Here is a 24,217-nt window from a genome sequence, read left to right on the forward strand (position 1 = left end):
AAGGGGTGTCAAATGTGTTTTACTACAAGATTAATAACTTTATCAACCAGTTTGGTACTGTGGATTATAAGCAGCTAGATATTAGTAAAAATATTGCAGGTTCACAAGTTTATCCTCATGATTTTAAAGAAACCAATATCTGTTTACTAGCAAACGCCGAGAATATAGAAGGTGTTAACGACTTGATACAGATTACAGAGAAAGAGTACAACGAATTGAAAGGTGAAATATTGGCGGCTCACCCAAATAACGAAATACCATCGGAGATGGAACAATTACAGCAAGAAAACACTGAACTAAAACTTGCAATAGCCGAACTAGCCGAAGCACACGAACTATCAAAACTAGAAACACAGCTTGCCTTGGCCGAGATTGCCGAAGCAATGACAGGAGGTGTTTACAATGGCTAAAGTGTATTATGATTTAATCAAAGCAGGGCTACGTACAATTGACCAGGTGCCGTCATTATGGCGGACTGGCACACAAGCATTATTAGACAAAGATCAAAACGCAGCATAAGCTAGCGTTATTTTTTTGTCCGAAATGAGTCAAAAGGAGGACGCCAATTCTCTTATGTAGTATGGTTGAATAAATAATTACTAGGAGGTGGTGAGGGAATGGATTTCAAAAAAGCGTTCAAATTGTTCAATGACTTACAAAGTGTAGTGGAAACAGGAGTGGTTAAAAGAGAGGATGATGAACCAAGTATACGTTTCGGAGCTGGGGAAAGTGCATTAATAATTCAAGGGGCTAATAACGTAAATGCTTTCAATGATACAGTTGATTATCTGTGGAAGAGTGATAAGGATATATTTGATACAATTTCTCGAGATACGATTAGAAATAAATTAGTAGGCTTGGTTAGTAGTTCTATAGATGGCGGGGAAGTCACTTTAGATATATTTAAAAAAAAGATTGCTGATCTAAAGGATATTCAGGAAGAGAGTTTTGAGGTGCTCTATCCTGTATTTGGTGTAAATTATTTTAAGGCAGACCCTCTGAAAATTGGTCCATACACTATTTACAATAAAAATATTCATAGAAAAGTTCTGATAAAGAAATATCCTCACAGCGAATCAATCCTTTCTCTCGAATTAGACGATGAATATTATAACAGCGATGTAGTAATAAGTGTATGCGAAAATGCAAGGGAGCTATCACGAGCGAATGAAAAAGCGCGCGTGAAATTCCGACAGTTTGAAGATACAATCCGATTTATGATTGGTGATTATAGCAAAAGGTACGATGTAGGAATATATAATTTCAACTCATTTAGACGCACTAGCAGCATTATTCTTTCTGAAAAAAACGCGGGATTGAATAATAGTATGTCAGGCACTATTGATAGCATTAATTTACACCAATTCCCTATTGATGATCCCGAGTATGGACATGATAGGATATGGGGAATATTAGCGAAAGCCAATCCGACTAATTTGGAGAATCGCATTATTACGGCAATAGAATGGGCTGGAAAAGCGATGAGAGACGATGAGCCAGCGAGGGCATTTACTCAGTATATATTCGGCTTGGAAGCACTTTTACAGTTCCAGCAAAAAGGTGTGTTAGTTTCTCCATCAATTACTTATCAAATTTCGGAATTTGCTGCGTTTATTATTTCGGACGAATTAGAAAGTCGACTAGTTATTGAAAAAATGGTTAAGAAATTGTACTCAAAGCGATCTGCTATAGCTCATGGTGGTAGTAGTGATGTCGATGATAAAGATGTTAATGAAGCTATGTATCTTATAAAGCAAATTGTTACGATATTATTGAAAAAACAAGAGTTCAAGGATTTTAATAGTATTGAACAAATAGGCGAATGGGTAAAAGTTCAAAAATATTCATAAACCGAATTTAGTTTCTCGATAAATTAAACACTCTAAATAGGAACGTCTACCACGGATGTTCCTATTTAATACGCAAAAACAATTTCTCATTAGGACCATTATGTCCATTTACTGTATACTTGAAGAATAATATTGCACATGTTCCACAAACAGGCCAATTAAATTTATAGGGAGTATTGCTATGCTGATATATCTAACGATTTTCTTTGTGTTTGTGTTTGCAGTGGTAATGAGTGCTGCCATTGGATTATTATTTTACGAAGCAAGTGACAAATTTTTACCCTCCACCGTAATCCGACATATATTGGGAGTGGGGGCATCGGTACTCATAAGCTGTTTAATTACAGCGCTGTTACTTTTCGGAGTTTGGTATTTTTACGTTGCCACTATAGGTGTAGGGGTAATGTTGTATGTCTTGTTCGTTGTATCATTTGGTAAACATTTCAAGTAGGATACTTCTGCAATCGGGCGCGTTAGTTGAACAAGAGGAGATCGTCTATTGACGGTCTTTTTTTCTGTCGCATCCGGACGATAATGTGTAACAGTAAACACCTTATGTGGGGGGGACTGTTACACTTCCTAAGTGGTTAATTATGGTACTATGATAATGAATAGTTCTTCAACTATGTAGTTGGTTAGGAAAGTAACTCATAAAAAAGGGGTGTGAAAATGGATTTGTTACTTTGGATAACAGTTGGTTTTATCGTAATCGGATTTGTTGTTCTTGTTTCTATGAAAAAAAGTATGGAAAGGAGAGTTAATTTAATAATAGAAAATGAGAAAAATATAGAGAGTGAACAGGTTTCAAATAAACCCGTTATCTGGTGGATAACGGGAGCCACAGTTTGGGGACTAGTAAGCATGAATTTAGTCGTACGGTCTTTTTCTGTTTATATGTAAAATGGTGAGTGTCGGATAATGGATTTTTGGGACGAAGTAATTCAATTTTTATGAAAGACTTTATTTAAACAAACGGGCGCGTTAGTTGAACAAGAGGAGATCGTTTATTGACGGTCTTTTTTATGTCAGATCCGGATCATTATGTGTAATAGCAAAGCCTTATTAGGAAGTGTTTTTTAATGTCTTCTATTGTAGGTAATTATGGTACTGTGATAATAAATAGTTATTCAACTAACGGGGCAGGTTAGTTGAACAAGAAAGGGAGATGGATAAAGGAGGATTTTTGTGAAGTTATTATTGTCTGTTCTATTTGCTGGACTTTTGGGTATTTTGGCTTTCCTCGGACCCATTGGTATATATATATTATGTGCAATTATTGTTGGAGTAATTTTTAGGTCATTTATTTTAATCAATGAAATTCATAAACAAGTAGTACCAATCAATGGCAATGATAGGGTGAAAGAGGCATACGAAAGATATATAAAAGAGAGAGGCGAAAAAGAAAAGGATACTAACGGAGAAAGGAACTGACAATGTTGCTACTGTAGTGGCTATTTTCTTAACTGTAAATGGAAAACTAATATTAAATTGTGAAATGATGTTCTTCAACTAACGGGTGCTTTAGTTTAACAAGTTAAATCAACACTTTGTTTGCTTTTTTGTTGCACATCCGGACCATAACGTGAAGTGGCACGCATTAACGGAAGGTGTTTTTAATGCCTTCTAAATGGTCTATTATGTTACTGTGATAATAAATAGCTCTTCAACTAACATGAAGTTTAGTTGAAGAGTACTGTTTGATTTTTATTCCGCAAACGGGCCATTTTCTTGAAGAAAGGAGTTTTGATTTGAAGAAAATTGATGATTTAAAAGCTGGAGTTGCTGTAATTATTTTGAACCAAGAGAATCAAGTTCTATTGCAAAAAAGAGCTGATGTGGGCTTATGGGGAATCCCTTCAGGACATGTAGAAATTGGTGAAACAGTGTCTGAAGCAGTCATGAGAGAAGTAAAAGAAGAGACTAATTTAGATATAAGAATTAAAAAGCTGATTGGTGTTTATTCCGATCCTGATTCACAAGTTTTCAATTATCCAAATGGCAAGGTAGTGCATTTTATAACGACTTGTTTTCTTGCTGAAATTTCAGGTGGGGAACTTAAATGTAATTCAGATGAATCGCTTGAAATAAAATTTTTTGGTCAGGATAACCTACCAGAAGATTTGTTAACAATGCACCCTCAATGGTTAGAGGATGCTCTTTCAAAAAAGGAAGCGGCATTTATTCGCTGACCAATATTCTAGAATCGGGTTCGTTAGTTGAACAAGAGGAGATCGTCTATTGATGCTTTTTTTTCTGTTGCATCGGGATTCTTATGCAGCGTAGTAGATGGTATCGCCAAAGGGGTGCATGGCTCAAGGACTTCAGGGAAGGCAAGATATCACTGAATGATGTATTAGCGTTGAAGCTTATTGTTGATTAGCGCGTAAAACAAAAAAGACGACTACTCTTCATTTGAGAGGCCGCCTTTTTGTTTTACGAATTTAAATTGTCAGTGTATTAAGCGGCTAGTTATCAAATCACGAACACTAGATTCAACGAGGTGAAGGTCATCTTTTTCAATTTTGCTATGGGGTTGTGGTTGAAACCATTGAACTTCCTCATCATGAAAAATCCCTCGATAGTCGTTCCCTTTAATGTTTAGCTTGAATTGAAGGCGTTCGTTAGCTTGACCTTCAAACAATGGTGTAATTACTTCAAAATTTTGTAGCATAATGAAAATCCCCTTCCTTAGTTGGTCTTTAAAGTATTCTCTGAGCTGTTTTGCTTACGTCCATATACTAACTATCCGAAATTAAAAAGTTGGGTGAAGAAGATTAGAGTTTCATGAGAATAACGCAGCAAAATGTATTTTTCAGAAGGTCGTCTACTAGCGTTTTTTTAATTTCTTTATATGCAAATGTTTGTTCTCTAAGATGGGTGTGGAAGATGCTTAAATTTCCTTGTCTTTCGCCAAAGTTAGGGTAGAGGTTGATTAGGAAGAAATCAGCAGACTAACGCAAGGGGGGGATGAAACTAATTAAGTGTTTTTATTCACCTGGGGTCTTAAGGAAATGTCAAAGCGGATTTGTATGAGCATAAGGACAATCGAAGAGGGTTTTCTGAAAGACAATCGCATGAGAGGGTTGCAACGACAAAAAATGGGTGGAAAATGTTATTGGTTTTACGAGCCGAGCTTGAAGGTTATCTGGGAAATCATGGATGAATAGTAATCGAAAAATAAACGCGTTGGCAGGCGAACGGAACAGGGGTAGAAGAGATTACAGACCTTATAAAATGCCCCAATTGTTTTGTTGAATTCTTTCAGGGGTGAATATGAAACAGCCATCCGCTGAAGTGACCCCTAAAAGTTAGAGTTTTATGTTATGCAGTCAATTTCTGTTTGATTCGTTTGTGATTGTAATAATTGATGTATGACTCGATATCTCTTTTTAATTCCTCGTATGTGCGAAGCGCCTCGCGATAATATATCTCCTGCTTGAGAAGCCCGAAGAAGTTCTCCATTGGTGAATTATCTATGCAGTTTCCTTTGCGGGACATGCTTTGGAACACATTGTGGTCCTTAAGGGTCTTGATCCACTTCTTGTACTGATAGTGCCATCCCTGATCAGAGTGGATAGTTGTCCGGCACTTTGAATCTTTTACAATTTGAAGAGCGTCTTCTAACGGTTTCATCACAAAATCTAGTGTTGGATGCATACTGATACCGTATGAAAGTATTTCTCCGTTATACATGTCCATAATAGGACTTAGGTAGAGTTTGAAGTTATCTGAACACTTGAATTCTGTAATGTCTGTTGTTAGCTTTTGATAAGCCGTAATTGTATAGAAACGGCGATGAATAAGGTTCTTCGCAACAGTACCGACAGTTCCTTTGTAAGAACTATAGCGGCGCGATTTCCGCATGAACTTCTTCCCCTTCAATCCAAGTTCCGTCATGATGCGCTGAACCTTCTTGTGATTCACTTGGATTCGTCGGTAGCCATAGTTGCCATCGTTCTCCTCGAAAATGGATTGAATCATCTCTTCCAACTCTTGATCAGGGTTATCTGTTTTCATTCGATTGATATGATAATGATAGGAAGACTCAGGGATGCCAATGACTTGAAGGACATCCTTCAGTAGGAATTTTTCTTTGAGTTCGAATGATAGCGTTGCTTGTGATTTTCGAGATAGCCTTCCGGATCCATCTGAAAAGCTTTCAACTTTTTTAAGTACTCTACCTCTAAACGAAGAAGCCCATTCTCCCGTACTAATTCCTGTTCTCGTGTCATCCCATTCGTTTTTGACTGTTTACTCGTATTATTTTTGTTAGTTTCTTTATTAGACATTAGACATGGATGGTCGTCCTCTCGGTCTGTCTAGGGCTTCCGTGCCACCATCAAGGAACTTTTTCTTCCATAAGGAGATCATTGATGGGTTGATTATTCCAAAGTTAAGAGCAGTTTCAGTTAAAGAAGCGCCTGTCCTTTTCATAAAGCTTAGTACATCTAACTTAAATTGAATAGAATAAACCTCATTTTTCTTCCTTCGAAATAGTCCAACTGCGCCAATTTTCTTGTATACATTCACCCAATCTAAAAGCTGTCTATGTGATTTCACATTGTGTTTGCGTGCTAGCAGCCTAGATCCTAGTGGGCCTTCCAAATACTCTTGCACGATCATCAGCTTAAAAGCATCACTATATTTTGTCATAATAAAACACCCCAAAAGTTAGATTCAAAATCTAACTTTTGGGGTGTACTTCACTTGGCGACAACAGATTACTTCGGTTCACGCATAGCTTGTTCAGAAATACGGTGTTTTTGGTATATCCAAACGATTTGCCTAATAAAAATTATGAAATTAACGGCGAAATTGATTCATCTAGATTATCCTACGGGTGTACCGACAGTATTAGCAACCGTCGTCGCACCCACCAGTGTTTAAGAAACTTGCGCCAATAATAATTAAAAGAATAAACAGCACAACAATTAAAGCGAAGCCTGACCCGTATCCGAAACCTGAACCATATCCATATCCGGGGCCGTACCCCGGTCCACATCCGTAACCCGCATAACCCATAATGTCTACCTCCTAAAATGATTTAGTTCATTCTATGTCAATAATTCGTGTATGTCTGATTCATTCGTTTAGTTTTTTTAAAAAATATTGAGGTATTGTAGGCTTTTTATGTCGCAATTGGATCATTAGATAATAGAAGGATTCCTTTCTCTTCTGTCGAATGGTGAAAGTGGGAGGGATCATTTATGATGAATGAAGAAGTAAATAAAATGGCGGATCTGCTATTACAAAGTTTATATGATTATCATTTTGCTAATAATGGAGGCAGCTATACATTACCCAAAGTGATGCTAAATGCTGACGTCAATAGCAAACTCGCGATTGAACACCTGATTGAAAAGGAATACGCCACAGATAGTGGAGAAGGGTCAGATAATCTAGTTTTAGCAATCACAGCGCAAGGTATGGATTATATAAAAAATAAGTAACTCCATTGATCTTTTTATTCATTCGATGTCTACAAATACAAAGGCGGCTACTCATTGGTTTGAGTAAGTCACCTTTTGTAGTTGAACTTGCAAACTCCTAAGTTTACCCATGTGATGGAAGTTAGCTACATAAAATCTAGACTAGGTAGTGAATGATGTCTTGACTTTCTAGCATATCGGGTGATTGCTACTAAACGTTTATGGACATGTTTAGAGGGAGGAGAAAACCATGAAAACAAAAATTTCACCGATTGTAGTAATTCTTATTTTCTTGGCTTTAGGTGCTTTGGGCTACTTCCTATTTATGAATGTATTTATTCCAAATATGATGTGATGAATCTGAAAAAAATATATTGTGCTGCACAATCGTTAGTGAGAAAACTACTAAATCAAGAGACTTTATTAAGATAAATCACTAATAAAAGTATCTTATTTCCATTACAGGAAACATTCACCTCGTCAAGGGCGTTATATTTATGTAACTAAATTTGAATGAGGAGATGGGCTGATGGGCTTTTATTATTTATTAATGCTCTTTATAGGAATTGTTTTTCTTATTGTAGGTGCGATGAAAAAAGGCGTTTCTCGCTCTGTTAAAATAGTGATTATGCTGTTTGTTTTAGGTGTATTATTTATTTTTACTTCGTTAATACGATTGATGCCTGGTAGCTCGGATCTTATTGCGGGGCTGTTGAAAATATCATAAGTGTAGTTTTCAATTAACAATGAGAGATCGCTGATTGGTGGTCTTTTTAATTTACCCTTCTGTAATTATGTAAACATCCCCTGTAACCGTTAGTTAATAAAAAAACTTCGTAAACGCTTATCAGCTCCATGTTTGTATGCAGAACAAGGATGCTGTATGATGGAATTTGTTACATCTATTCATCAAAAAGTATTTATCGTTGTATTGAAAATGGATGAGGATTAAAAGATAATCTAGAGAAGAGGGCATCCTAGCCCTCTTTTTGCCGTTAAGAAAGGAAGTGATGGAATGAGAGGTATGTATATCCATATCCCGTTTTGCCATCAAATTTGTCACTACTGTGATTTCAATAAAGTATTTTTCAAAAATCAGCCGGTAGATGCGTATATCGAATCGATTGGCGAGGAATTAGCCATTATGAAAAGCGAGGGTATTTCGTTTGAAGCGTTAGAAACGGTGTTTTTAGGTGGCGGTACGCCGACATCGTTGTCTGAACAGCAACTGGATCGACTGCTTGCGATTATTCATGAGTATGTCGATGTTCGTTCATTAAAAGAATTTTCGACGGAAGCCAACCCAGATGAATTAACATTCGGGAAATTGATGGTTTTGAAAAAAGGTGGTGTCAATAGATTGAGCATTGGGGTTCAGTCCTTTGATGCGGAGCTATTGACAAAAATCGGCCGCACGCATGGTCCGGATGATGCGGCGCGTGTCGTTGGAGAAGCGCGAAAAGCAGGCTTTGACAATATTAGTATCGATCTAATTTACGGATTACCGGGGCAGACGGTTGCACAGTGGCAGGACACGCTTGATAAAGCGTTGGCACTGGAGCTACCGCATTATTCGGGGTACTCGCTCATTGTTGAGCCGAAAACCGTTTTTTATAATTTAATGAATAAGGGCAAACTGCCGTTACCAGGTGAAGATATGGAAACGGAAATGTTTTCAATGCTCATCGACCAGATGGAACAGCGTGGGCGTATGCGCTATGAGATTAGTAATTTTGCCGTTTCGGGGCATGAGTCTATTCATAATCTACTTTATTGGGAAAATGCAACGTATGCAGGCGTTGGGGCAGGTGCGCATGGCTATATAAATGGTACGAGGTATTCCAACATTGGTCCGCTGACGAAATATATGGAGAAGACTGCATCAGGCGCACGCCCTTTGCAACATACACATATTGTGACGGAGACGGAAGCAATGGAGGAAGAAATGTTTCTTGGACTGCGAAAATCGAATGGTGTATCGATTTCATCATTCCAAGAGAAGTTTGGCAAATCATTAGAGGCTGTATACGGAGAGACGCTAACAGCGCTAATGGCAAGCGGATTGGTTGAACAATCAAATGACGTGATTCGGTTGACACGGAGAGGCGTTTTTCAAGGGAACGAAGTATTCCAGCAATTTCTTAAATGAGATGGGGTCAATTCATTGACACGTCGAGTGGGATTTGTTAAATTATCAGTAGCATTAGCACTCGGAGTTATAGAGTGCTAACAAGGCACTTGAAGAAGTATAGTGCTTTTAGGAGTGATGATTATGTTGACAAACAGACAATTGCTTATCTTGCAACTGACGGTTAACGACTTCATCGAATCCGCACAACCTGTCGGATCGAGGCAGCTATCGAAGAAGCCGGAAGCGCCGTTCAGTTCGGCAACCATACGGAACGACATGGCTGACCTTGAAGAGATGGGTTATCTTGAAAAAACTCATACCTCATCTGGCAGAATTCCATCCGAAAAAGGATACCGATTTTATGTGGATCACTTGCTGACACCGGAGAAACTCAACGCGGAGGACAGCAGTCAGATTCGCTCTGTTTTCAAAGAAAAAGCGATGGAAACAGAAGAGTTAATTCGAAAATCGGCGACGATTCTTTCGGAATTGACAAATTACACGTCGATTCTACTCGGTCCTGACACATCGTTGCATAAAGTGAAACGATTCTCAATTGTTCCTTTAGATGAGAAAAGGGCTGTTGCCATTATTGTGATGGACAGTGGGCGAGTTGAAAATCGAATGTTCAATGTACCGGAAGGATTCACTGCATCCGACATTGAAAAGATGGTCAACATTTTGAATGAGCGACTCGTCGGTACACCGCTTGCGAATATTCAAAATACGCTTATTCGAGAAGCAAAAATGGTTTTGGAACAGCATGTCCAACATGCGGCAGAAATGTTTACTTCGTTGCAACGTGCGATTTCAGTGGAACCAGAAGAACGCTTGTACTTCGGTGGCAAAATGAATATGATGAAACAGCCTGAGTTCAATGACATTCAGAAAATGAAAACATTTTTTGAGTTAATTGAAAAAGGGTCTCCGGCAACAACGTTTTTCCAAAACGATTTGCTAGGGATTCATGTGCGTATTGGTTCTGAAAACAAGCACGATGCGATGGAAGACTGTAGTATTATAACAGCGACGTATTCCGCTGGTGAAAATATGACAGGTTCTATTGCAATTATTGGTCCTAAACGCATGGATTATGGTAGGGTCATTACATTGCTTGATATTATGAGCGGTGATTTGTCTAAGGAATTGGCGAAACTGACCATTGATGGTGGAACAGCAGGGAGGAACGGAAATTGACAGAGGTAAAAGACGAATTTGAAACAGGGCGCCCAGTAGTAGAGGAAACAGAAGGGGATGCGACTGAAGAGAACGCTACAGTCGAACTTGTGGATAATCATGAAGAAATTGAAGCCGTTGATAACGGGAATGACAGCATTATAGAAGAGTTAACAGTGAAGCTGCGGGAAGAAGAGAATAAACGACTTCGACTGCTTGCGGATTATGATAACTTCAAAAGAAGAACAGCGTTAGACAAAGAAGCTGCGCAAAAATACCGTGCCCAAAACGTCGTGACAAATCTTATTCCGGTTTTAGATAACTTCGCACGGGCACTTTCAGTTGAAGTGAAAACGGAAGAAGCGCAATCACTGATGACAGGTGTAGAAATGGTTTATCGCACGCTTGTCGAAGCGCTTGAAGCAGAAGGGCTTGTTGAAATCGAAGCGCTTGATAAGGAATTCGATCCGAATTTCCACCAAGCGATTATGACAGGTTCGGATGAAGAAAAGGCTTCGGGCATTGTATTGGAAGACATGCAAAAAGGTTATATGTTAAAAGATCGTGTACTTCGACCGTCGATGGTTAAAGTAAACGAATAAAAATAGTAATATTTATATCCTAGGAGGAAATGAATCATGAGTAAAATTATTGGTATTGACTTAGGGACAACAAACTCAGTAGTAGCAGTATACGAAGGCGGAGAGCCGAAAGTTATTCCAAATCCAGAAGGTAACCGTACAACACCATCTGTTGTTGCATTTAAAAATGGTGAAAAACAAGTAGGGGAAGTTGCGAAGCGTCAATCGATTACAAACCCAAATACAATCATGTCTGTTAAGCGTCATATGGGCTCAGACTATAAAGTAAAAGTGGATGATAAAGAATATACACCACAAGAAGTATCTGCAATGATTCTTCAGTACATGAAAGGCTATGCAGAAGAGTATCTTGGCGAGCCAGTAACAAAAGCAGTTATTACAGTTCCAGCTTACTTCAGCGATGCACAGCGTCAAGCGACACAAGATGCAGGTAAAATTGCAGGTCTTGAGGTAGAGCGTATTATTAACGAGCCAACTGCAGCAGCACTTGCATATGGTCTTGATAAAACAGATGAAGACCAAACGATTCTTGTCTATGACCTTGGTGGTGGTACGTTTGACGTATCCATCCTTGAACTAGGCGATGGCGTATTCCAAGTTCTTGCAACTGCTGGAGACAATCAACTGGGTGGAGATGATTTCGATGACGTGATCATTAACTACCTTGTGGAAGAGTTCCGTAAAGAAAATGGTATCGACTTGTCTAAAGATAAAATGGCAATGCAACGTTTGAAAGATGGAGCGGAAAAAGCGAAAAAAGACTTGTCAGGTGTAACATCTGCACAAATTTCACTGCCATTCATCACAGCAGGCGAAGCAGGACCACTTCACCTTGAAGTATCACTTTCACGTGCGAAATTTGATGAGTTGACTGCACATCTTGTTGAGCGTTCAATGGTACCAACACGTCAAGCGATGAAAGATGCTGGATTATCTTCATCACAAATCGATCGCGTTATCCTTGTAGGTGGATCTACACGTATCCCAGCGGTTCAAGATGCGATTCAAAAAGAAACAGGTAAAGAACCATATAAAGGTGTAAACCCAGACGAAGTTGTCGCAATGGGAGCGGCTGTTCAAGGTTCAATCTTGAGCGGAGACGTAACAGACGTTGTTCTTCTTGACGTAACACCATTGTCACTTGGTATTGAAACAATGGGTAACGTATTTACAAAATTGATCGAACGGAATACAACAATTCCAACAAGTAAATCACAAGTGTTCTCAACAGCAGCAGACAACCAACCTGCAGTAGATATCCATGTTCTACAAGGAGAGCGTCCAATGTCAGCTGATAATAAAACACTTGGTCGTTTCCAATTGACGGATATTCCACCAGCACCACGTGGCGTTCCACAAATTGAAGTAACATTTGATATCGATAAAAATGGTATCGTAACGGTTAAAGCGAAAGACCTTGGTACACAAAAAGAGCAAGACATCACAATCCAAGCGAGCTCAGGTCTATCTGACGAAGAAATCGAGCGCATGGTAAAAGACGCAGAAGCAAATGCTGAAGCGGACCAAAAGCGTAAAGAAGAAGCAGACTTGAAAAACGAAGCAGACCAACTTGTCTTCATGGCTGAAAAAACGCTAAAAGACCTTGAAGGTAAAGTTTCTGAAGAAGAAGTGAAAAATGTTGAAGAAGCGAAGGAAGAATTGAAAGCTGCGCTTGAAGCAGGAGATTTCGATGAAATCCGCGCGAAGAAAGAGAAATTAGAGGAAATCGTGCAACAAATGACGATGAAACTCTATGAGCAAGCAGCAGCTGAAGGCGCTGAGGGTGCTGAAAATGCAGGCGGGCCACAAGATGATGGTGTAGTTGACGCTGATTTTGAAGAAATTATTGATGAAGATAAAAAATAAGAGTAGAGCGTGTTCACTATTGAACATAATCTAATGTTGTTGACGGAAAAGTCAAAGTCCGATATTCCGGCTTTGGCTTTTTCGATTTTTATTGACCGCACATAGTGATACAATAGGCTACAGGCAAAAGTATTTCGGGAGAGTGGAAAATGAGTAAACGAGATTATTATGAGGTGCTAGGTTTAACGAAATCAGCATCAAAAGACGAAATTAGGAAAGCGTACAGATCGCTTTCAAAGAAATATCACCCAGACTTGAACAAAGCGGCAGATGCAGAGGAGAAATTTAAAGAAGCAACAGAAGCTTATGAAGTGCTAAGTGATGAGACGAAAAAAGCGAATTACGACCAGTTTGGTCATGCGGATCCAAACCAAGGATTTGGTGGTTTCGGAGGTGGCGGTGATGGCTTTGGGTTTGAAGATATCTTCAGCACGTTTTTCGGCGGCGGTGGTGGTCGCCGACGTGATCCAAATGCACCGCGAAAAGGTGATGATTTACAATACTCCATGACAATTGATTTTATGGAAGCTGTTTTCGGTAAAGAAACTGAGATTGAAATTCCGAAAGAAGAAAACTGTGACACATGTGAAGGCTCAGGCGCTAAAAAAGGAACATCTCCTAAAACATGTAATCATTGTGGTGGTTCAGGACAAATCAGCGTGACGCAAAACACGCCGCTTGGCCAGATGGTAAATCGCAGAGCATGTCCACAGTGTCAAGGGACAGGTAAAATCATCCCGGAAAAATGTACAACATGCCATGGTGCAGGAAAAGTGACGAAAAGAAAAAAAATCAAGGTCACGATTCCAGAAGGTGTTGACGATGGGCAACAGCTACGCGTATCAGGTCAAGGGGAACCAGGTCATAAAGGCGGCCCAGCAGGTGATTTGTACATCGTGTTCCGCGTCAAACCGCATGAGAAATTTATCCGTGAAGATGACGATATTTACTTAGAGCTCGGTTTAACGTATCCACAAGCCGCACTTGGCGATGAAATCGAAGTGCCGACTGTACAAGGCGATGTGAAGTTGAAAATCCCAGCAGGTACTCAAACAGGTACACGCTTCCGCTTGAAAGGCAAGGGTGTCAAAAACGTTCATGGCCGTGGAATTGGTGACCAGCATGTCATTGTGAAAGTATTGACACCGAAAAAAATGACTGAAAAACAAAAAGAATTGATGCGTGAATTTGCAGCGATTAGCGGCAATACACCTGACGAGTACTCTAGTTCATTATTCGATAAAATTAAACGAACAATCAAAGGCGACTGAAAGGATGAAATCATTTGAAATGGTCGGAAGTTGCGATTCATACAACGCATGAAGCGACAGAAGCAGTTGCGAATATTTTACATGAAGCAGGTGCTAGTGGAGTCGTTATTGAAGATTCTGCAGAGCCAGACCGTATTCATGAAGACCGTTACGGGGAAATCTATGCGCTCGACAAAAACGATTTTCCAACAGACGGCGTGATTGTAAAAGCCTATTTACCTGTCAATAGTTTTTTAATCGAAACGGTGAAAGACATTAGTCAATCTATAGAAGGGCTAGCGGAATTTGGCCTAGATATCGGGAAAAATGTCATTCAGACGAACGAAGTCGATGAAGAAGATTGGGCAACTGCATGGAAACAATATTACCATCCAGTGAAAATTTCCGGCCGCTTTACGATTGTTCCGACTTGGGAGCAGTATGAACCTGTAGAATCTGATGAACTGATTATTGAATTGGACCCAGGGATGGCATTTGGCACAGGGACTCATCCAACGACGGTTATGTGCTTGCAGGCGCTTGAGAAGTATGTCAAGCCTGGAAGTACAGTCGTAGACGTTGGGACGGGGTCAGGTGTCCTGTCAATTGGTGCGGCACTATTAGGCGCATCTCGCGTACATGCACTCGATTTAGATGAGGTTGCGGTTGTTGCAGCGAAAGAGAACATCGCATTGAATAAAGTCGATGAAATTATCGAAGTCACACATGGTAATCTACTGGACTCGGTAAAAGTGCCTGCGAATATTATCATCGCAAATATTCTTGCAGAAGTCATTTTGTCGTTTTCAGGAGATGCTTATGCAATTTTGCCGGAAGATGGGCTATTCATCGTTTCGGGAATCATTGGACAGAAGCGTGATCTAGTGAAGGATGATTTAATCGCTAAAGGCTTCGATATCATTGAGTCTGTCTTAATGGAAGATTGGGTTGCCATCGTTGCCCAGAAAAGGGGCGTGTAACGTCTTGCAACGTTATTTCCTAGAAGCGCCATTTGATGCGGAAGGCAATGCTGTAATCACTGGAGAAGACGGTAAACATATTGTTCGCGTGATGCGGATGGGAGTCGGGGATCAGGTGATTGCTGTATCAAATGGAGAGGCGTTTGTCTCTGAAATTATAGTGTTATTAGCAGAAGGTGTTCAGATTGAGCGCCAAGAAGGCCCCCTAGTAGCCAATGAAATGCCCGTCCGTGTGACGATCGCCTGCGGTTTACCAAAAGGAGACAAGCTGGATTTAATCGTCCAAAAAGGGACGGAGCTTGGTATGGCAGGGATGATTCCATTTGAAGCCGAGCGCTCCATCGTTAAGTGGGATGCAAAAAAAGGCGGCAAAAAAGTAGAGCGGCTACAAAAGATTGCGAAAGAGGCTGCCGAACAGTGCCACCGCACGGTTATTCCTACGGTGGCAACGCCTTGTTCGTTTAAGCAGTTATTGGCAGAAGTGAGTCATTATGACGTGTTGCTAATTGCGGACGAAGAAGATGCAAAAAGTGGAGAGCCACATAGAATTGCGGAGAGACTCAAAAACATGTATCATAAACAGTCTGTATTAGCTGTTTTTGGTCCAGAAGGTGGTCTATCTAGAAAAGAGGCTGAAGTTTTACGCGCGGCCGGCTTTTTGCCAATGGCTTTAGGTCCGCGTATCCTCCGAACAGAGACAGCCCCTTTGTATTTATTGTCCGCAATGTCTTACGAATTTGAATGAAAGAGGTGAGCAGCCCATGTCGACGGTTGCTTTTCACACGTTAGGTTGCAAAGTTAATCATTACGAAACTGAGGCGATTTGGCAACTTTTTAAAGATGCTGAATATGAACGCGAAGATTTTGAGAAAAACGCTGATGTCTACGTTATCAATACATGTACAGTAACAAATACTGGCGATAAAAAAAGCCGACAGGTGATACGTCGTGCAATCCGAAGAAATCCTGATGCAGTTATTTGTGTCACGGGTTGTTATGCACAAACATCCCCAGCGGAAATTATGGCGATTCCAGGTGTAGATATTGTCGTTGGGACACAGGATCGTACAAAGCTCCTTGGGTTGATTGACGAATATCGTACGGGGCGCCAACCGATTAATGCGGTGCGTAACATTATGAAAAACAGAGTCTATGAAGAATTGGATGTACCCGCATTTACGGACCGTACACGTGCGTCACTGAAAATTCAAGAAGGCTGTAATAATTTCTGTACGTTCTGTATTATTCCGTGGGCACGCGGGCTGATGCGCTCACGTGATCCGCAAGAAGTGATTCGTCAAGCGCAGCAACTTGTTGATGCTGGTTACCTTGAACTTGTTTTGACGGGCATCCATACGGGCGGTTACGGAGAAGATTTAAAAGATTATAACCTGGCACGCCTGTTGCGAGACCTTGAAACACAAGTAACAGGGTTGAAGCGACTTCGTATTAGCTCGATTGAAGCAAGTCAAATAACGGATGAAGTCATTGATGTGCTGAGAGATTCGAACATCGTTGTTCGTCATCTGCATATTCCGATTCAATCTGGTTCGGATACGGTGTTAAAGCGGATGCGCAGGAAGTATACGATGGAATTCTTTGGAGAGCGTCTAGATCGTCTTCGTGAAGCTTTACCGGATTTGGCGATTACATCCGATGTTATCGTCGGTTTCCCGGGCGAAACAGAAGAAGAGTTTATGGATACGTATAATTTCATACGAGACTATCGTTTCTCTGAACTGCATGTTTTCCCTTATTCCATGCGAACAGGTACGCCTGCGGCAAGAATGGAAGACCAAATCGATGAAGAAGTGAAAAATGAACGCGTGCATCGTTTGCTTGAGCTAAATGATCAGCTTGCGAAACAATACGCATCTACTTTTGAAGACGAAGTATTGGAAGTCATTCCAGAATCGACGTACAAGCTTGATCCAGATAGTGGACTTTATGAAGGATATACAGACAACTATTTGAAAGTGGTTTTCCCGGCTGATGAATCGATGGTTGGTAAAATCGTCCGCGTGAAAATTACGAAACCAGGCTATCCTTACAACGAAGGCCAATTTGTCCGCGTTGTTGAAGAACAAAATGTATAAGATGATCCACAACGTGCAAAGCTATTCCAGCCCTTAACCGGCAGGAATGGCTTTTTTCGTGCAGAAATGAACCATTCTTGATATGATGGAAGAAGTACGGACAACTCCGAGGAGGTATTCCATTGAATACAACATTTGCAACGTATATTGATCACACATTATTAAAAGCAGACGCAACGCGGGAAGAAATTGTGACGCTCTGTCAAGAAGCACATCATTATTCATTTGCATCGGTCTGCGTCAACCCAGCGTGGGTGAAAACGGCTGCTGCAGAACTGGAAGGGTCTACTGTTAAAGTTTGTACTGTGATTGGTTTCCCACTTGGGGCATCAACTTCCGAAGTGAAAGCATTTGAAACAACAGACGCCATTCAAAAAGGCGCAGGCGAAATCGATATGGTTATTAATATTGGAGCGCTTCGCAGCGGAGACACTGATACTGTGCAAAAGGATATTGAAGCAGTCGTAGCTGCGGCTAAAGGGCAAGCGATTGTTAAAGTCATCATTGAAACGGCTCTTTTAACAGATCAGGAGAAAAGGAAAGCTTGTGAACTTGCTGTTTTAGCAGGAGCTGACTTTGTGAAGACATCAACGGGCTTCTCAACGGGTGGTGCTACAGAAGCGGATGTTAAGTTAATGAGAGCGGTTGTTGGACCAGAAACAGGCGTCAAAGCATCAGGCGGGGTTCGAAATGTGGAGGATTTGAAAAAAATGATTGATGCAGGTGCGACAAGAATCGGTGCCAGCTCAGGCGTTGAGATTATGAAGGGATTGGCGTCTAAAACGGATTATTAACAAGGACTATAGCTGGTGAATAAAGATATTTTCCCCCAGTTGATAAAAAGTGAGTGTCTACTGAATTAATTTTAAAAGTTTTATATTGACCTATTCTTAATTATGCGGTATAATTTTTGAGTACATAGCACCTGACTATGTTCCCAAGTATGTTTGGAGGGAGGGACAAGAGATATGTCGAAAACTGTCGTTCGTAAAAACGAATCGCTTGAAGATGCTCTTCGCCGCTTCAAACGTACTGTATCCAAAAGTGGAACAATACAAGAAGTAAGAAAGCATGAGTTTTATGAAAAACCAAGCGTAAAACGCAAAAAGAAGTCTGAAGCTGCTAGGAAACGTAAATTCTAATTTCCTTCTGCTATAAATCGGTCATCTTTACATTGTGAATGCAAACGTTCGTAAACCGGAAAATCCATTAATGGATTTTCCGGTTTATTTATATTTGAAGAAATTTTTGACCATACATAAATCATATTATGAGGAGTTGGTGTTAGGCGGTCGAGCTATTTTTAATTTCGAGTGAAATATAATTTTTTGTAATGAAAATGAAACTATTACGCATCTGAACCGTAGAAGAGCTATACTTAATTATAGGAGAAAGAGGTGAAATTCATAATGCATAAAATGATGGGAAGAATTCTTCTGTTCATTTTATTGATGTCGGCGATAACGCTTCCTTTTTCGGATACGAGTGCGAAGACGACTACAGTCTATAAAGTACCTATTCAAAATGAAGTGGAAAAAGGATTGTATGCATTTTTACAACGTTCATTTGCAGAAGCCGAAGAGGCAGGTGCAGAAGCTATTTTTCTTGTGATCGATACGCCGGGTGGTTTTACAGATGCGGCTGGAAAAATTGCTACGTTAATGGACGATACTGAATTGAAGATTATCGCTTATATCGATAATCGTGCGTTATCAGCAGGGGCTTTTCTAGCACTTCATGCAGATGAAATCTATATGGCACCAAGTGGTACCATGGGTGCTGCACAAGTGATTGATTCGGCGGGGAATGCGGCAGATGTGAAAGCAGACAGTGCGTGGCGAGCAGCAATGGTCAGTGCTGCCAAATCATCAAAACGTGATCCAGAGTATGCGTTAGCGATGGCGGATCCGAATATTGACCTACGAGCTTATCGTGCTGGTGTAGGCGAACTGTTAACATTGACAGCAGATGATGCCTTGGAGGTAAAATATAGTGAAGGGACTGTCGCCTCGTTTAACGAATTGCTCAAAGAGACCGGTTTTGAAAACGCCCAAGTTATTTCAACAAACGAAACGATTTCTGAAAGTATTGCACGTCTCATTACGCATCCCATTGTCGTGCCAATTTTGTTGTCCATTGCAGGACTAGGGCTTGTATTGGAGCTCTATTCACCGGGCTTCGGTGTGCCGGGAACGATGGCCATTGCGTCATTAGTTTTGTTTTTCTACGGTCATCTTGTTGCGGGGCTTGCAGGTTATGAGGCGCTCATTCTGTTTGTAATCGGTGTGGGTCTCGTCATTGCAGAGATTTTTCTACCGTTTGGCATAGCGGGGGCTGTAGGTGCGCTTGCAATTATTGGCAGTATCATTATGGCAGGCGGCAATCCGATGCATATGGCGATATCTGTCTTAATCGCGATTGCTATCGCTGTTACGGGGATGGTGATAATTATGAAGTTTTTCGGTAAGAAATTGCATTTACTCAACAAAGTTGTACTGATGGATTCGACGGATACGGAGCTTGGTTACGTGTCAAATGTGAATAGAGTGGAGCTACTTGGACGTGAGGCAAAAACGTCAACGCCACTGCGACCAGCAGGTACAGTTGAGCTAGATGGTGAACGAATTGATGTTGTTTCCGAAGGAAGTTACATTGACAGAGGAAAAAATGTTACCATTGTGAAGGTTGAAGGTTCCCGGATTGTTGTGAGGGAATTAGAAAAGAAAGGGGAGAATGAATAATGACAGCATTAGCAGGTTCAGCAGGTGTAATAGGTCTTGTCGCAATAATCGTTTTCGCCATTATTGTCTTGGCTGTATTTTTCACACTTGTCCCAGTAGCGCTATGGATTTCTGCCATGGCTGCAGGCGTACGCGTGAGCATCTTTACATTGATTGGTATGCGTCTTCGTCGAGTAATCCCGAGTCGCGTCGTGAATCCACTCATTAAGGCACATAAAGCAGGTTTAGACGTTGGTATTAACCAATTGGAGAGTCATTACTTGGCGGGAGGAAACGTTGACCGTGTCGTTAACGCTTTGATTGCAGCACACCGTGCGAATATCGAGCTTTCATTCGAGCGTGCAGCAGCAATCGATCTTGCCGGGCGTGACGTGCTAGAAGCAGTTCAAATGTCCGTTAACCCGAAAGTTATCGAAACACCGTTTATTGCGGGTGTGGCGATGAACGGGATTGAAGTAAAAGCGAAAGCGCGTATTACAGTGCGTGCGAATATTGACCGACTGGTTGGGGGAGCTGGAGAAGAAACGGTTGTTGCCCGTGTTGGTGAAGGGATCGTATCAACGATTGGTTCATCTGTCGACCATGCAAAAGTGTTGGAAAATCCAGATATGATTTCTCAAACAGTCTTGGCAAAAGGCCTTGACTCAGGAACAGCTTTTGAAATTTTATCGATTGATATTGCAGACGTTGATATCGGCAAAAACATCGGTGCAGAATTACAGACGGAGCAAGCGATGGCGGATAAGAGTATCGCCCAAGCGAAAGCGGAAGAGCGTCGTGCGATGGCCGTTGCAAGTGAACAAGAGATGAAAGCGAAAGTTGAAGAAATGCGTGCCAAAGTTGTTGGAGCAGAGGCAGAAGTTCCACTTGCGATGGCAGAAGCTCTACGTTCGGGGAATATTGGTATTATGGATTACGTGAATTACAAAAACATCCAAGCTGATACAAGTATGCGTGATTCCATCAGTAAATTAGGTGGCAATCATCCGGAGCAGGACAGTAAAAAATAATAGCGATAGGTAAGCCATTTCCTGGAAAGGGGATGCATGAATGGAACAGTTAATCATTTTTATCGTCTTGGCGATTTTAGGTTCTTTGTTTAATGGCAAAGGGAAGAAAAAAGAAGCCGAGAAAGGCCAAGCGAAGCCATTCGTGGCGCAACAAAAGCAACAAAATGATCCTGTCAAAAAGTTGAAAGAAATGTCGAAAGAAATGTACCGAGAGTTACAGAGGGAATTGCAAGATGAAACGAGTGAGCCGCCAAGTAGGCAAACACCACCGATTTCAACGCCGCAAAGACAGCCTGTACCTAAACCGATACAGATTGAACCGATAGCGCCTGTATCACGTGCGCCTATGGAGGAAAAGTCACGAGAAAAGCATCGTGGTCGTCTATCAGCGCATGGTGGTAGTGTGGCGCCAGTAGTAGCGATACCTAAGCAAGAGTTAATACCAAGAAACGAGGAGGATATGCTGAAAGGCATCATTTTCTCTGAAATTTTAGGTCCACCAAAATCAAAACGGTAATCATTTACCCCTTGTCCAAATCATACGATATGGATAGGGGGTTTATTCTTTGAGAAAATTATTCAATACAGGTTCATCTATTCGCATTGACGAATTTTCTACCGTGCATATCAATGGGCCTTACTCATTGCTAAAGCTTGGTCCGAATTTTGTTACGATCCGTTGTGAGGCGTACATGATTGAAGTGGCGGGGGAGAATTTACTTGTCGAAACATTATCGGAAGAAGTTGCCGTTTTTACATTCGAAGCCATCACGACGATGAAACTAGCGGCAGTTGAAGATGAAGGAACATTCTATGGTTCATAAACAGTTTGATATTCGGATTTCAGGTAACGGTGATCTTTCTGGTTTTTTAACCAAGCTCATGACAACGGGTACTAAAATTACGTCCTTATCTGTTGTCAAAGATGTGGCCCATTTTCGAACGAATCGTCAAGGTGTTGCACAGATTCGCAGGCATCGAAGAGCGTATCGATTGAAAGCGGCCATTACCATTGCAGGTTATGAAACAGGAGCTAAAAGAATTTTCTCCTCTTATCGATTTTTAATCGCTTGTGCAATCCCGTTTGTCTGTTCTTTTTTTCTGTGGACTGTGGAAGTGGAATCGGAAATGCCGGAAGTCGTCGATCGGATTGAAGCGAAATTAGCGTCTGCTGCCATTGTACCGTTTAGACCGTTAGCCTCTATTCCTGATGAAGGAGAAATTAGACGTGCACTCATGTTGGATGACCCTTCATTGTCGTGGGTGAGATTTAGAAAGGTCGGGGCTACACTTACTGTTATTCCGATGTTATCGCCACCTTTTGATGACAATCCGGTGGTTAAAGAAGCGCCGGCAGACCTTATTGCTCGTACAGGCGGTATTATCACTCGTTTTGAGCTTGAGAGAGGAGAAAGGGTAGGTAGGGTCCACCAGACGGTGAAAAAGGGTGACGTGCTCGCTACGGGCATCCTTGAGCAAGGAGACAAGAAAACAGTTGTTGGTGCAGAAGGGGCTGTGTATGCGGATTATTGGATGGAATATAGCTTCAGTTTGCCGAAAACCATTGACTATCAATTACAAGGGGAAGAAGTCGTCAAATTTTCCCTTATGCCCCCATGGCAGCAAGGGGATGGAGCGTTGTCGGATAAGGAGGAGCGTTGGAAACCTTGGTTGCCTTTTGTGAAGACAGAGCGGCTTGTGGAAGAGAGGTCGGGACAATTAGAATTGAAAAAGGGGATGGAAAAAACCTTCATTATTCCGTTATTGAAAACGAAAATATTGTCGGAACCTTCCAGAAAAGTCATCATTAAAGATGAGAAAATTTTGCACGTCACATTCGATAATGATAAAGTAAATGGGACTGTATTGTTTCTGCTGAATGATGATATTGCTGTAAAAAGACCGATATCCCAAGGAGACGAAGCCAATTGGACGAACAACTGATTCACTTGCATGTCGAAGATCCGAATGAAGCTGTTATGCTTCTAGGGATTTCCGACCAGAACATGAAGTTGATTGAAGAGAATTTACAAGTTTCGATTATGACAAGAGGCGAAACCATTTCCCTCAATGGAGATGCGACGCAGATTGCATCCGCAAAAGTGTTGCTAGAGCAACTTTTAAAAGTAATCCGTAAAGGGATTAACATTAACCAACGTGATGTATTGACTGCCATTGAAATGGTGAAAAGTGGTACAATTGAATACTATTCTGAACTGTACGATGAAGAAATTGCACGCAATATGAAAGGGAAGGCTATCCGCGCCAAAACCATCGGACAACGTGAATATGTTCAAGCAATTCGCAGAAGGGATCTTGTGTTTTGTATTGGCCCTGCCGGTACGGGAAAAACCTATTTAGCCGTTGTGCTTGCGGTGCAAGCGATGAAAACGGGTTCTGCTAAAAAAATTGTTTTAACACGCCCAGCAGTGGAAGCAGGCGAGAGCCTTGGTTTTCTTCCAGGGGACTTGAAAGAGAAAGTAGATCCGTACTTGCGCCCACTATATGATGCGCTACATGATGTTTTAGGAACGGAGCATACAGATCGGCTCATCGAAAGAGGCGTTATTGAAGTGGCACCACTTGCCTATATGAGGGGCCGGACACTCGATGATGCTTTTGTTATTCTTGATGAAGCACAAAATACAACAAAAGCGCAGATGAAAATGTTTTTGACGCGTCTCGGATTTGGTTCAAAAATGGTCATTACTGGAGACAAGACCCAGATTGATTTACCAAAAGGGACGGAATCGGGCCTCATTACGGCAGAAAAAGTTTTGCATCAAGTAACAGATATCCATTTCCAATACTTAGAGCAGGGCGATGTCGTTCGTCATCCAATCGTTGCAAAAATAATTGAAGCCTACGAAAAGGAGCAGTCATCCTAAGTGACTGCTTTTTTAACAGGTAGGCGTAAGTTTTCGACTTACGCCCCGTGCTATTCTTATTGTCTAGGCTCTGGGCGCCAGCCACTCAGGTCATAAGTTTTTTCGGCTGTGAGGCAAAGAACGCTTCTTCGTCAAATCATCTTATGCCTGTCGCGTCTAAGCGGGCGTCCTGCGCTTATCTTAACAACCTAATCAGTA

The 24,217-nt window shown here is 41.1% G+C and carries 29 protein-coding genes; 25 read left to right on the forward strand and 4 right to left on the reverse strand.

Annotated features, from left to right (window positions below):
* Positions 1-14: 14 nt before the first annotated feature.
* The 6 genes from MKY34_RS13015 to MKY34_RS13040 all read left to right on the forward strand — a co-directional run bounded on the left by MKY34_RS13015 (position 15) and on the right by MKY34_RS13040 (position 4,039).
* Entirely contained in the window at positions 15-410 is a 396-nt protein-coding gene (locus MKY34_RS13015; RefSeq protein ID WP_342511228.1) for a hypothetical protein, read from the forward strand.
* Complete coding sequence (locus tag MKY34_RS13020; protein WP_342511229.1) at positions 403-519, forward strand: CD1375 family protein; 117 nt, start codon at positions 403-405, stop codon at positions 517-519. The genes MKY34_RS13015 and MKY34_RS13020 overlap by 8 nt, the downstream gene beginning before the upstream one ends.
* Positions 520-617: 98 nt before the next feature.
* The gene (locus tag MKY34_RS13025) at positions 618-1,850 is read left to right on the forward strand and encodes a hypothetical protein (protein ID WP_342511230.1); all 1,233 of its coding nucleotides are present in this window, start codon (positions 618-620) and stop codon (positions 1,848-1,850) included.
* A gap of 669 nt (positions 1,851-2,519) precedes the next feature.
* Positions 2,520-2,750, forward strand: a complete 231-nt coding sequence (locus MKY34_RS13030) for a hypothetical protein (RefSeq protein WP_342511231.1) — start codon at positions 2,520-2,522, stop codon at positions 2,748-2,750.
* Positions 2,751-3,035: 285 nt separating this feature from the next.
* Positions 3,036-3,281, forward strand: coding sequence for an ATP-dependent Lon protease (locus tag MKY34_RS13035; protein WP_342511233.1), 246 nt, complete (start codon positions 3,036-3,038; stop codon positions 3,279-3,281).
* Positions 3,282-3,598: 317 nt separating this feature from the next.
* Positions 3,599-4,039, forward strand: a complete 441-nt coding sequence (locus MKY34_RS13040; protein ID WP_342511236.1) for an NUDIX domain-containing protein — start codon at positions 3,599-3,601, stop codon at positions 4,037-4,039.
* A gap of 260 nt (positions 4,040-4,299) precedes the next feature.
* On the opposite strand, the gene MKY34_RS13045 is transcribed toward MKY34_RS13040, so the two are convergent.
* The 3 genes from MKY34_RS13045 to MKY34_RS13055 all read right to left on the reverse strand — a co-directional run bounded on the left by MKY34_RS13045 (position 4,300) and on the right by MKY34_RS13055 (position 6,503).
* Positions 4,300-4,521 carry a hypothetical protein gene (locus tag MKY34_RS13045; RefSeq protein WP_342511238.1) on the reverse strand — a complete coding sequence of 74 codons (222 nt, stop codon included), beginning with the start codon at positions 4,519-4,521 and terminating at the stop codon, positions 4,300-4,302.
* 650 nt (positions 4,522-5,171) lie between these two features.
* Entirely contained in the window at positions 5,172-6,065 is an 894-nt protein-coding gene (locus MKY34_RS13050; protein WP_342515261.1) for an IS3 family transposase, read from the reverse strand.
* 66 nt (positions 6,066-6,131) lie between these two features.
* Positions 6,132-6,503, reverse strand: coding sequence for a transposase (locus MKY34_RS13055; protein WP_342511241.1), 372 nt, complete (start codon positions 6,501-6,503; stop codon positions 6,132-6,134).
* A gap of 54 nt (positions 6,504-6,557) precedes the next feature.
* Here MKY34_RS13055 and MKY34_RS13060 point away from each other — a divergent pair, with 54 nt between their 5' ends.
* Positions 6,558-6,737 carry a hypothetical protein gene (locus MKY34_RS13060; protein WP_342515339.1) on the forward strand — a complete coding sequence of 60 codons (180 nt, stop codon included), beginning with the start codon at positions 6,558-6,560 and terminating at the stop codon, positions 6,735-6,737.
* Here the strand turns inward: MKY34_RS13060 and MKY34_RS13065 are convergent.
* Entirely contained in the window at positions 6,705-6,872 is a 168-nt protein-coding gene (locus tag MKY34_RS13065) for a YjcZ family sporulation protein (protein WP_342511243.1), read from the reverse strand. The genes MKY34_RS13060 and MKY34_RS13065 overlap by 33 nt on opposite strands.
* 185 nt (positions 6,873-7,057) lie before the next feature.
* On the opposite strand from MKY34_RS13065, the gene MKY34_RS13070 reads away from it, so the two are divergent.
* The 18 genes from MKY34_RS13070 (at position 7,058) to MKY34_RS13155 (ending at position 24,019) form a co-directional block, all read left to right on the forward strand.
* A complete protein-coding gene (locus MKY34_RS13070) occupies positions 7,058-7,300 on the forward strand; it encodes a hypothetical protein (protein ID WP_342511246.1) in 243 nt (80 codons plus the stop codon).
* Between the two features lie 508 nt (positions 7,301-7,808).
* The gene (locus MKY34_RS13075) at positions 7,809-8,006 is read left to right on the forward strand and encodes a hypothetical protein (RefSeq protein ID WP_342511247.1); all 198 of its coding nucleotides are present in this window, start codon (positions 7,809-7,811) and stop codon (positions 8,004-8,006) included.
* A gap of 288 nt (positions 8,007-8,294) precedes the next feature.
* Positions 8,295-9,428, forward strand: coding sequence for a radical SAM family heme chaperone HemW (gene hemW / locus MKY34_RS13080; protein ID WP_342511249.1), 1,134 nt, complete (start codon positions 8,295-8,297; stop codon positions 9,426-9,428).
* A 123-nt stretch (positions 9,429-9,551) separates the two neighbouring features.
* On the forward strand, positions 9,552-10,607 hold the full coding sequence (gene hrcA / locus MKY34_RS13085) for a heat-inducible transcriptional repressor HrcA (RefSeq protein WP_342511251.1): 1,056 nt from the start codon (positions 9,552-9,554) through the stop codon (positions 10,605-10,607).
* Positions 10,604-11,188 carry a nucleotide exchange factor GrpE gene (gene grpE / locus MKY34_RS13090; RefSeq protein ID WP_342511253.1) on the forward strand — a complete coding sequence of 195 codons (585 nt, stop codon included), beginning with the start codon at positions 10,604-10,606 and terminating at the stop codon, positions 11,186-11,188. The genes hrcA and grpE overlap by 4 nt, the downstream gene beginning before the upstream one ends.
* Positions 11,189-11,224: 36 nt before the next feature.
* Positions 11,225-13,054, forward strand: a complete 1,830-nt coding sequence (gene dnaK, locus MKY34_RS13095; protein WP_342511255.1) for a molecular chaperone DnaK — start codon at positions 11,225-11,227, stop codon at positions 13,052-13,054.
* A gap of 149 nt (positions 13,055-13,203) precedes the next feature.
* The gene (gene dnaJ, locus MKY34_RS13100; RefSeq protein ID WP_342511258.1) at positions 13,204-14,325 is read left to right on the forward strand and encodes a molecular chaperone DnaJ; all 1,122 of its coding nucleotides are present in this window, start codon (positions 13,204-13,206) and stop codon (positions 14,323-14,325) included.
* A 14-nt stretch (positions 14,326-14,339) separates the two neighbouring features.
* Positions 14,340-15,284 carry a 50S ribosomal protein L11 methyltransferase gene (prmA, locus tag MKY34_RS13105; protein WP_342511260.1) on the forward strand — a complete coding sequence of 315 codons (945 nt, stop codon included), beginning with the start codon at positions 14,340-14,342 and terminating at the stop codon, positions 15,282-15,284.
* A 4-nt stretch (positions 15,285-15,288) separates the two neighbouring features.
* Positions 15,289-16,029, forward strand: coding sequence for a 16S rRNA (uracil(1498)-N(3))-methyltransferase (locus MKY34_RS13110; RefSeq protein ID WP_342511262.1), 741 nt, complete (start codon positions 15,289-15,291; stop codon positions 16,027-16,029).
* Positions 16,030-16,045: 16 nt separating this feature from the next.
* Positions 16,046-17,380: a tRNA (N(6)-L-threonylcarbamoyladenosine(37)-C(2))-methylthiotransferase MtaB gene (gene mtaB / locus MKY34_RS13115; protein WP_342511264.1), complete on the forward strand. Its 1,335-nt coding sequence runs from the start codon at positions 16,046-16,048 to the stop codon at positions 17,378-17,380.
* A 122-nt stretch (positions 17,381-17,502) separates the two neighbouring features.
* Positions 17,503-18,174, forward strand: coding sequence for a deoxyribose-phosphate aldolase (gene deoC / locus MKY34_RS13120; RefSeq protein WP_342511266.1), 672 nt, complete (start codon positions 17,503-17,505; stop codon positions 18,172-18,174).
* 174 nt (positions 18,175-18,348) lie between these two features.
* Positions 18,349-18,522, forward strand: a complete 174-nt coding sequence (gene rpsU, locus MKY34_RS13125; RefSeq protein WP_342511268.1) for a 30S ribosomal protein S21 — start codon at positions 18,349-18,351, stop codon at positions 18,520-18,522.
* A 267-nt stretch (positions 18,523-18,789) separates the two neighbouring features.
* The gene (locus MKY34_RS13130) at positions 18,790-20,121 is read left to right on the forward strand and encodes a nodulation protein NfeD (protein ID WP_342511270.1); all 1,332 of its coding nucleotides are present in this window, start codon (positions 18,790-18,792) and stop codon (positions 20,119-20,121) included.
* Positions 20,121-21,131 (forward strand): flotillin-like protein FloA, encoded by a 1,011-nt coding sequence (floA, locus tag MKY34_RS13135; protein WP_342511273.1) that lies wholly within the window; start codon positions 20,121-20,123, stop codon positions 21,129-21,131. The genes MKY34_RS13130 and floA overlap by 1 nt, the downstream gene beginning before the upstream one ends.
* Positions 21,132-21,171: 40 nt before the next feature.
* Complete coding sequence (locus MKY34_RS13140) at positions 21,172-21,648, forward strand: hypothetical protein (RefSeq protein WP_342511275.1); 477 nt, start codon at positions 21,172-21,174, stop codon at positions 21,646-21,648.
* A 49-nt stretch (positions 21,649-21,697) separates the two neighbouring features.
* Positions 21,698-21,955, forward strand: coding sequence for a hypothetical protein (locus MKY34_RS13145; RefSeq protein ID WP_342511277.1), 258 nt, complete (start codon positions 21,698-21,700; stop codon positions 21,953-21,955).
* Positions 21,945-23,075, forward strand: coding sequence for a sporulation protein YqfD (locus tag MKY34_RS13150; RefSeq protein WP_342511279.1), 1,131 nt, complete (start codon positions 21,945-21,947; stop codon positions 23,073-23,075). Before MKY34_RS13145 ends, MKY34_RS13150 begins: the two co-directional genes overlap by 11 nt.
* Positions 23,060-24,019: a PhoH family protein gene (locus tag MKY34_RS13155; RefSeq protein WP_342511281.1), complete on the forward strand. Its 960-nt coding sequence runs from the start codon at positions 23,060-23,062 to the stop codon at positions 24,017-24,019. Before MKY34_RS13150 ends, MKY34_RS13155 begins: the two co-directional genes overlap by 16 nt.
* Positions 24,020-24,217 lie beyond the last annotated feature (198 nt).

Source organism: Sporosarcina sp. FSL K6-1522 (genome assembly GCF_038622445.1).
In the GTDB taxonomy this organism is placed as follows: Bacteria; Bacillota; Bacilli; order Bacillales_A; family Planococcaceae; genus Sporosarcina.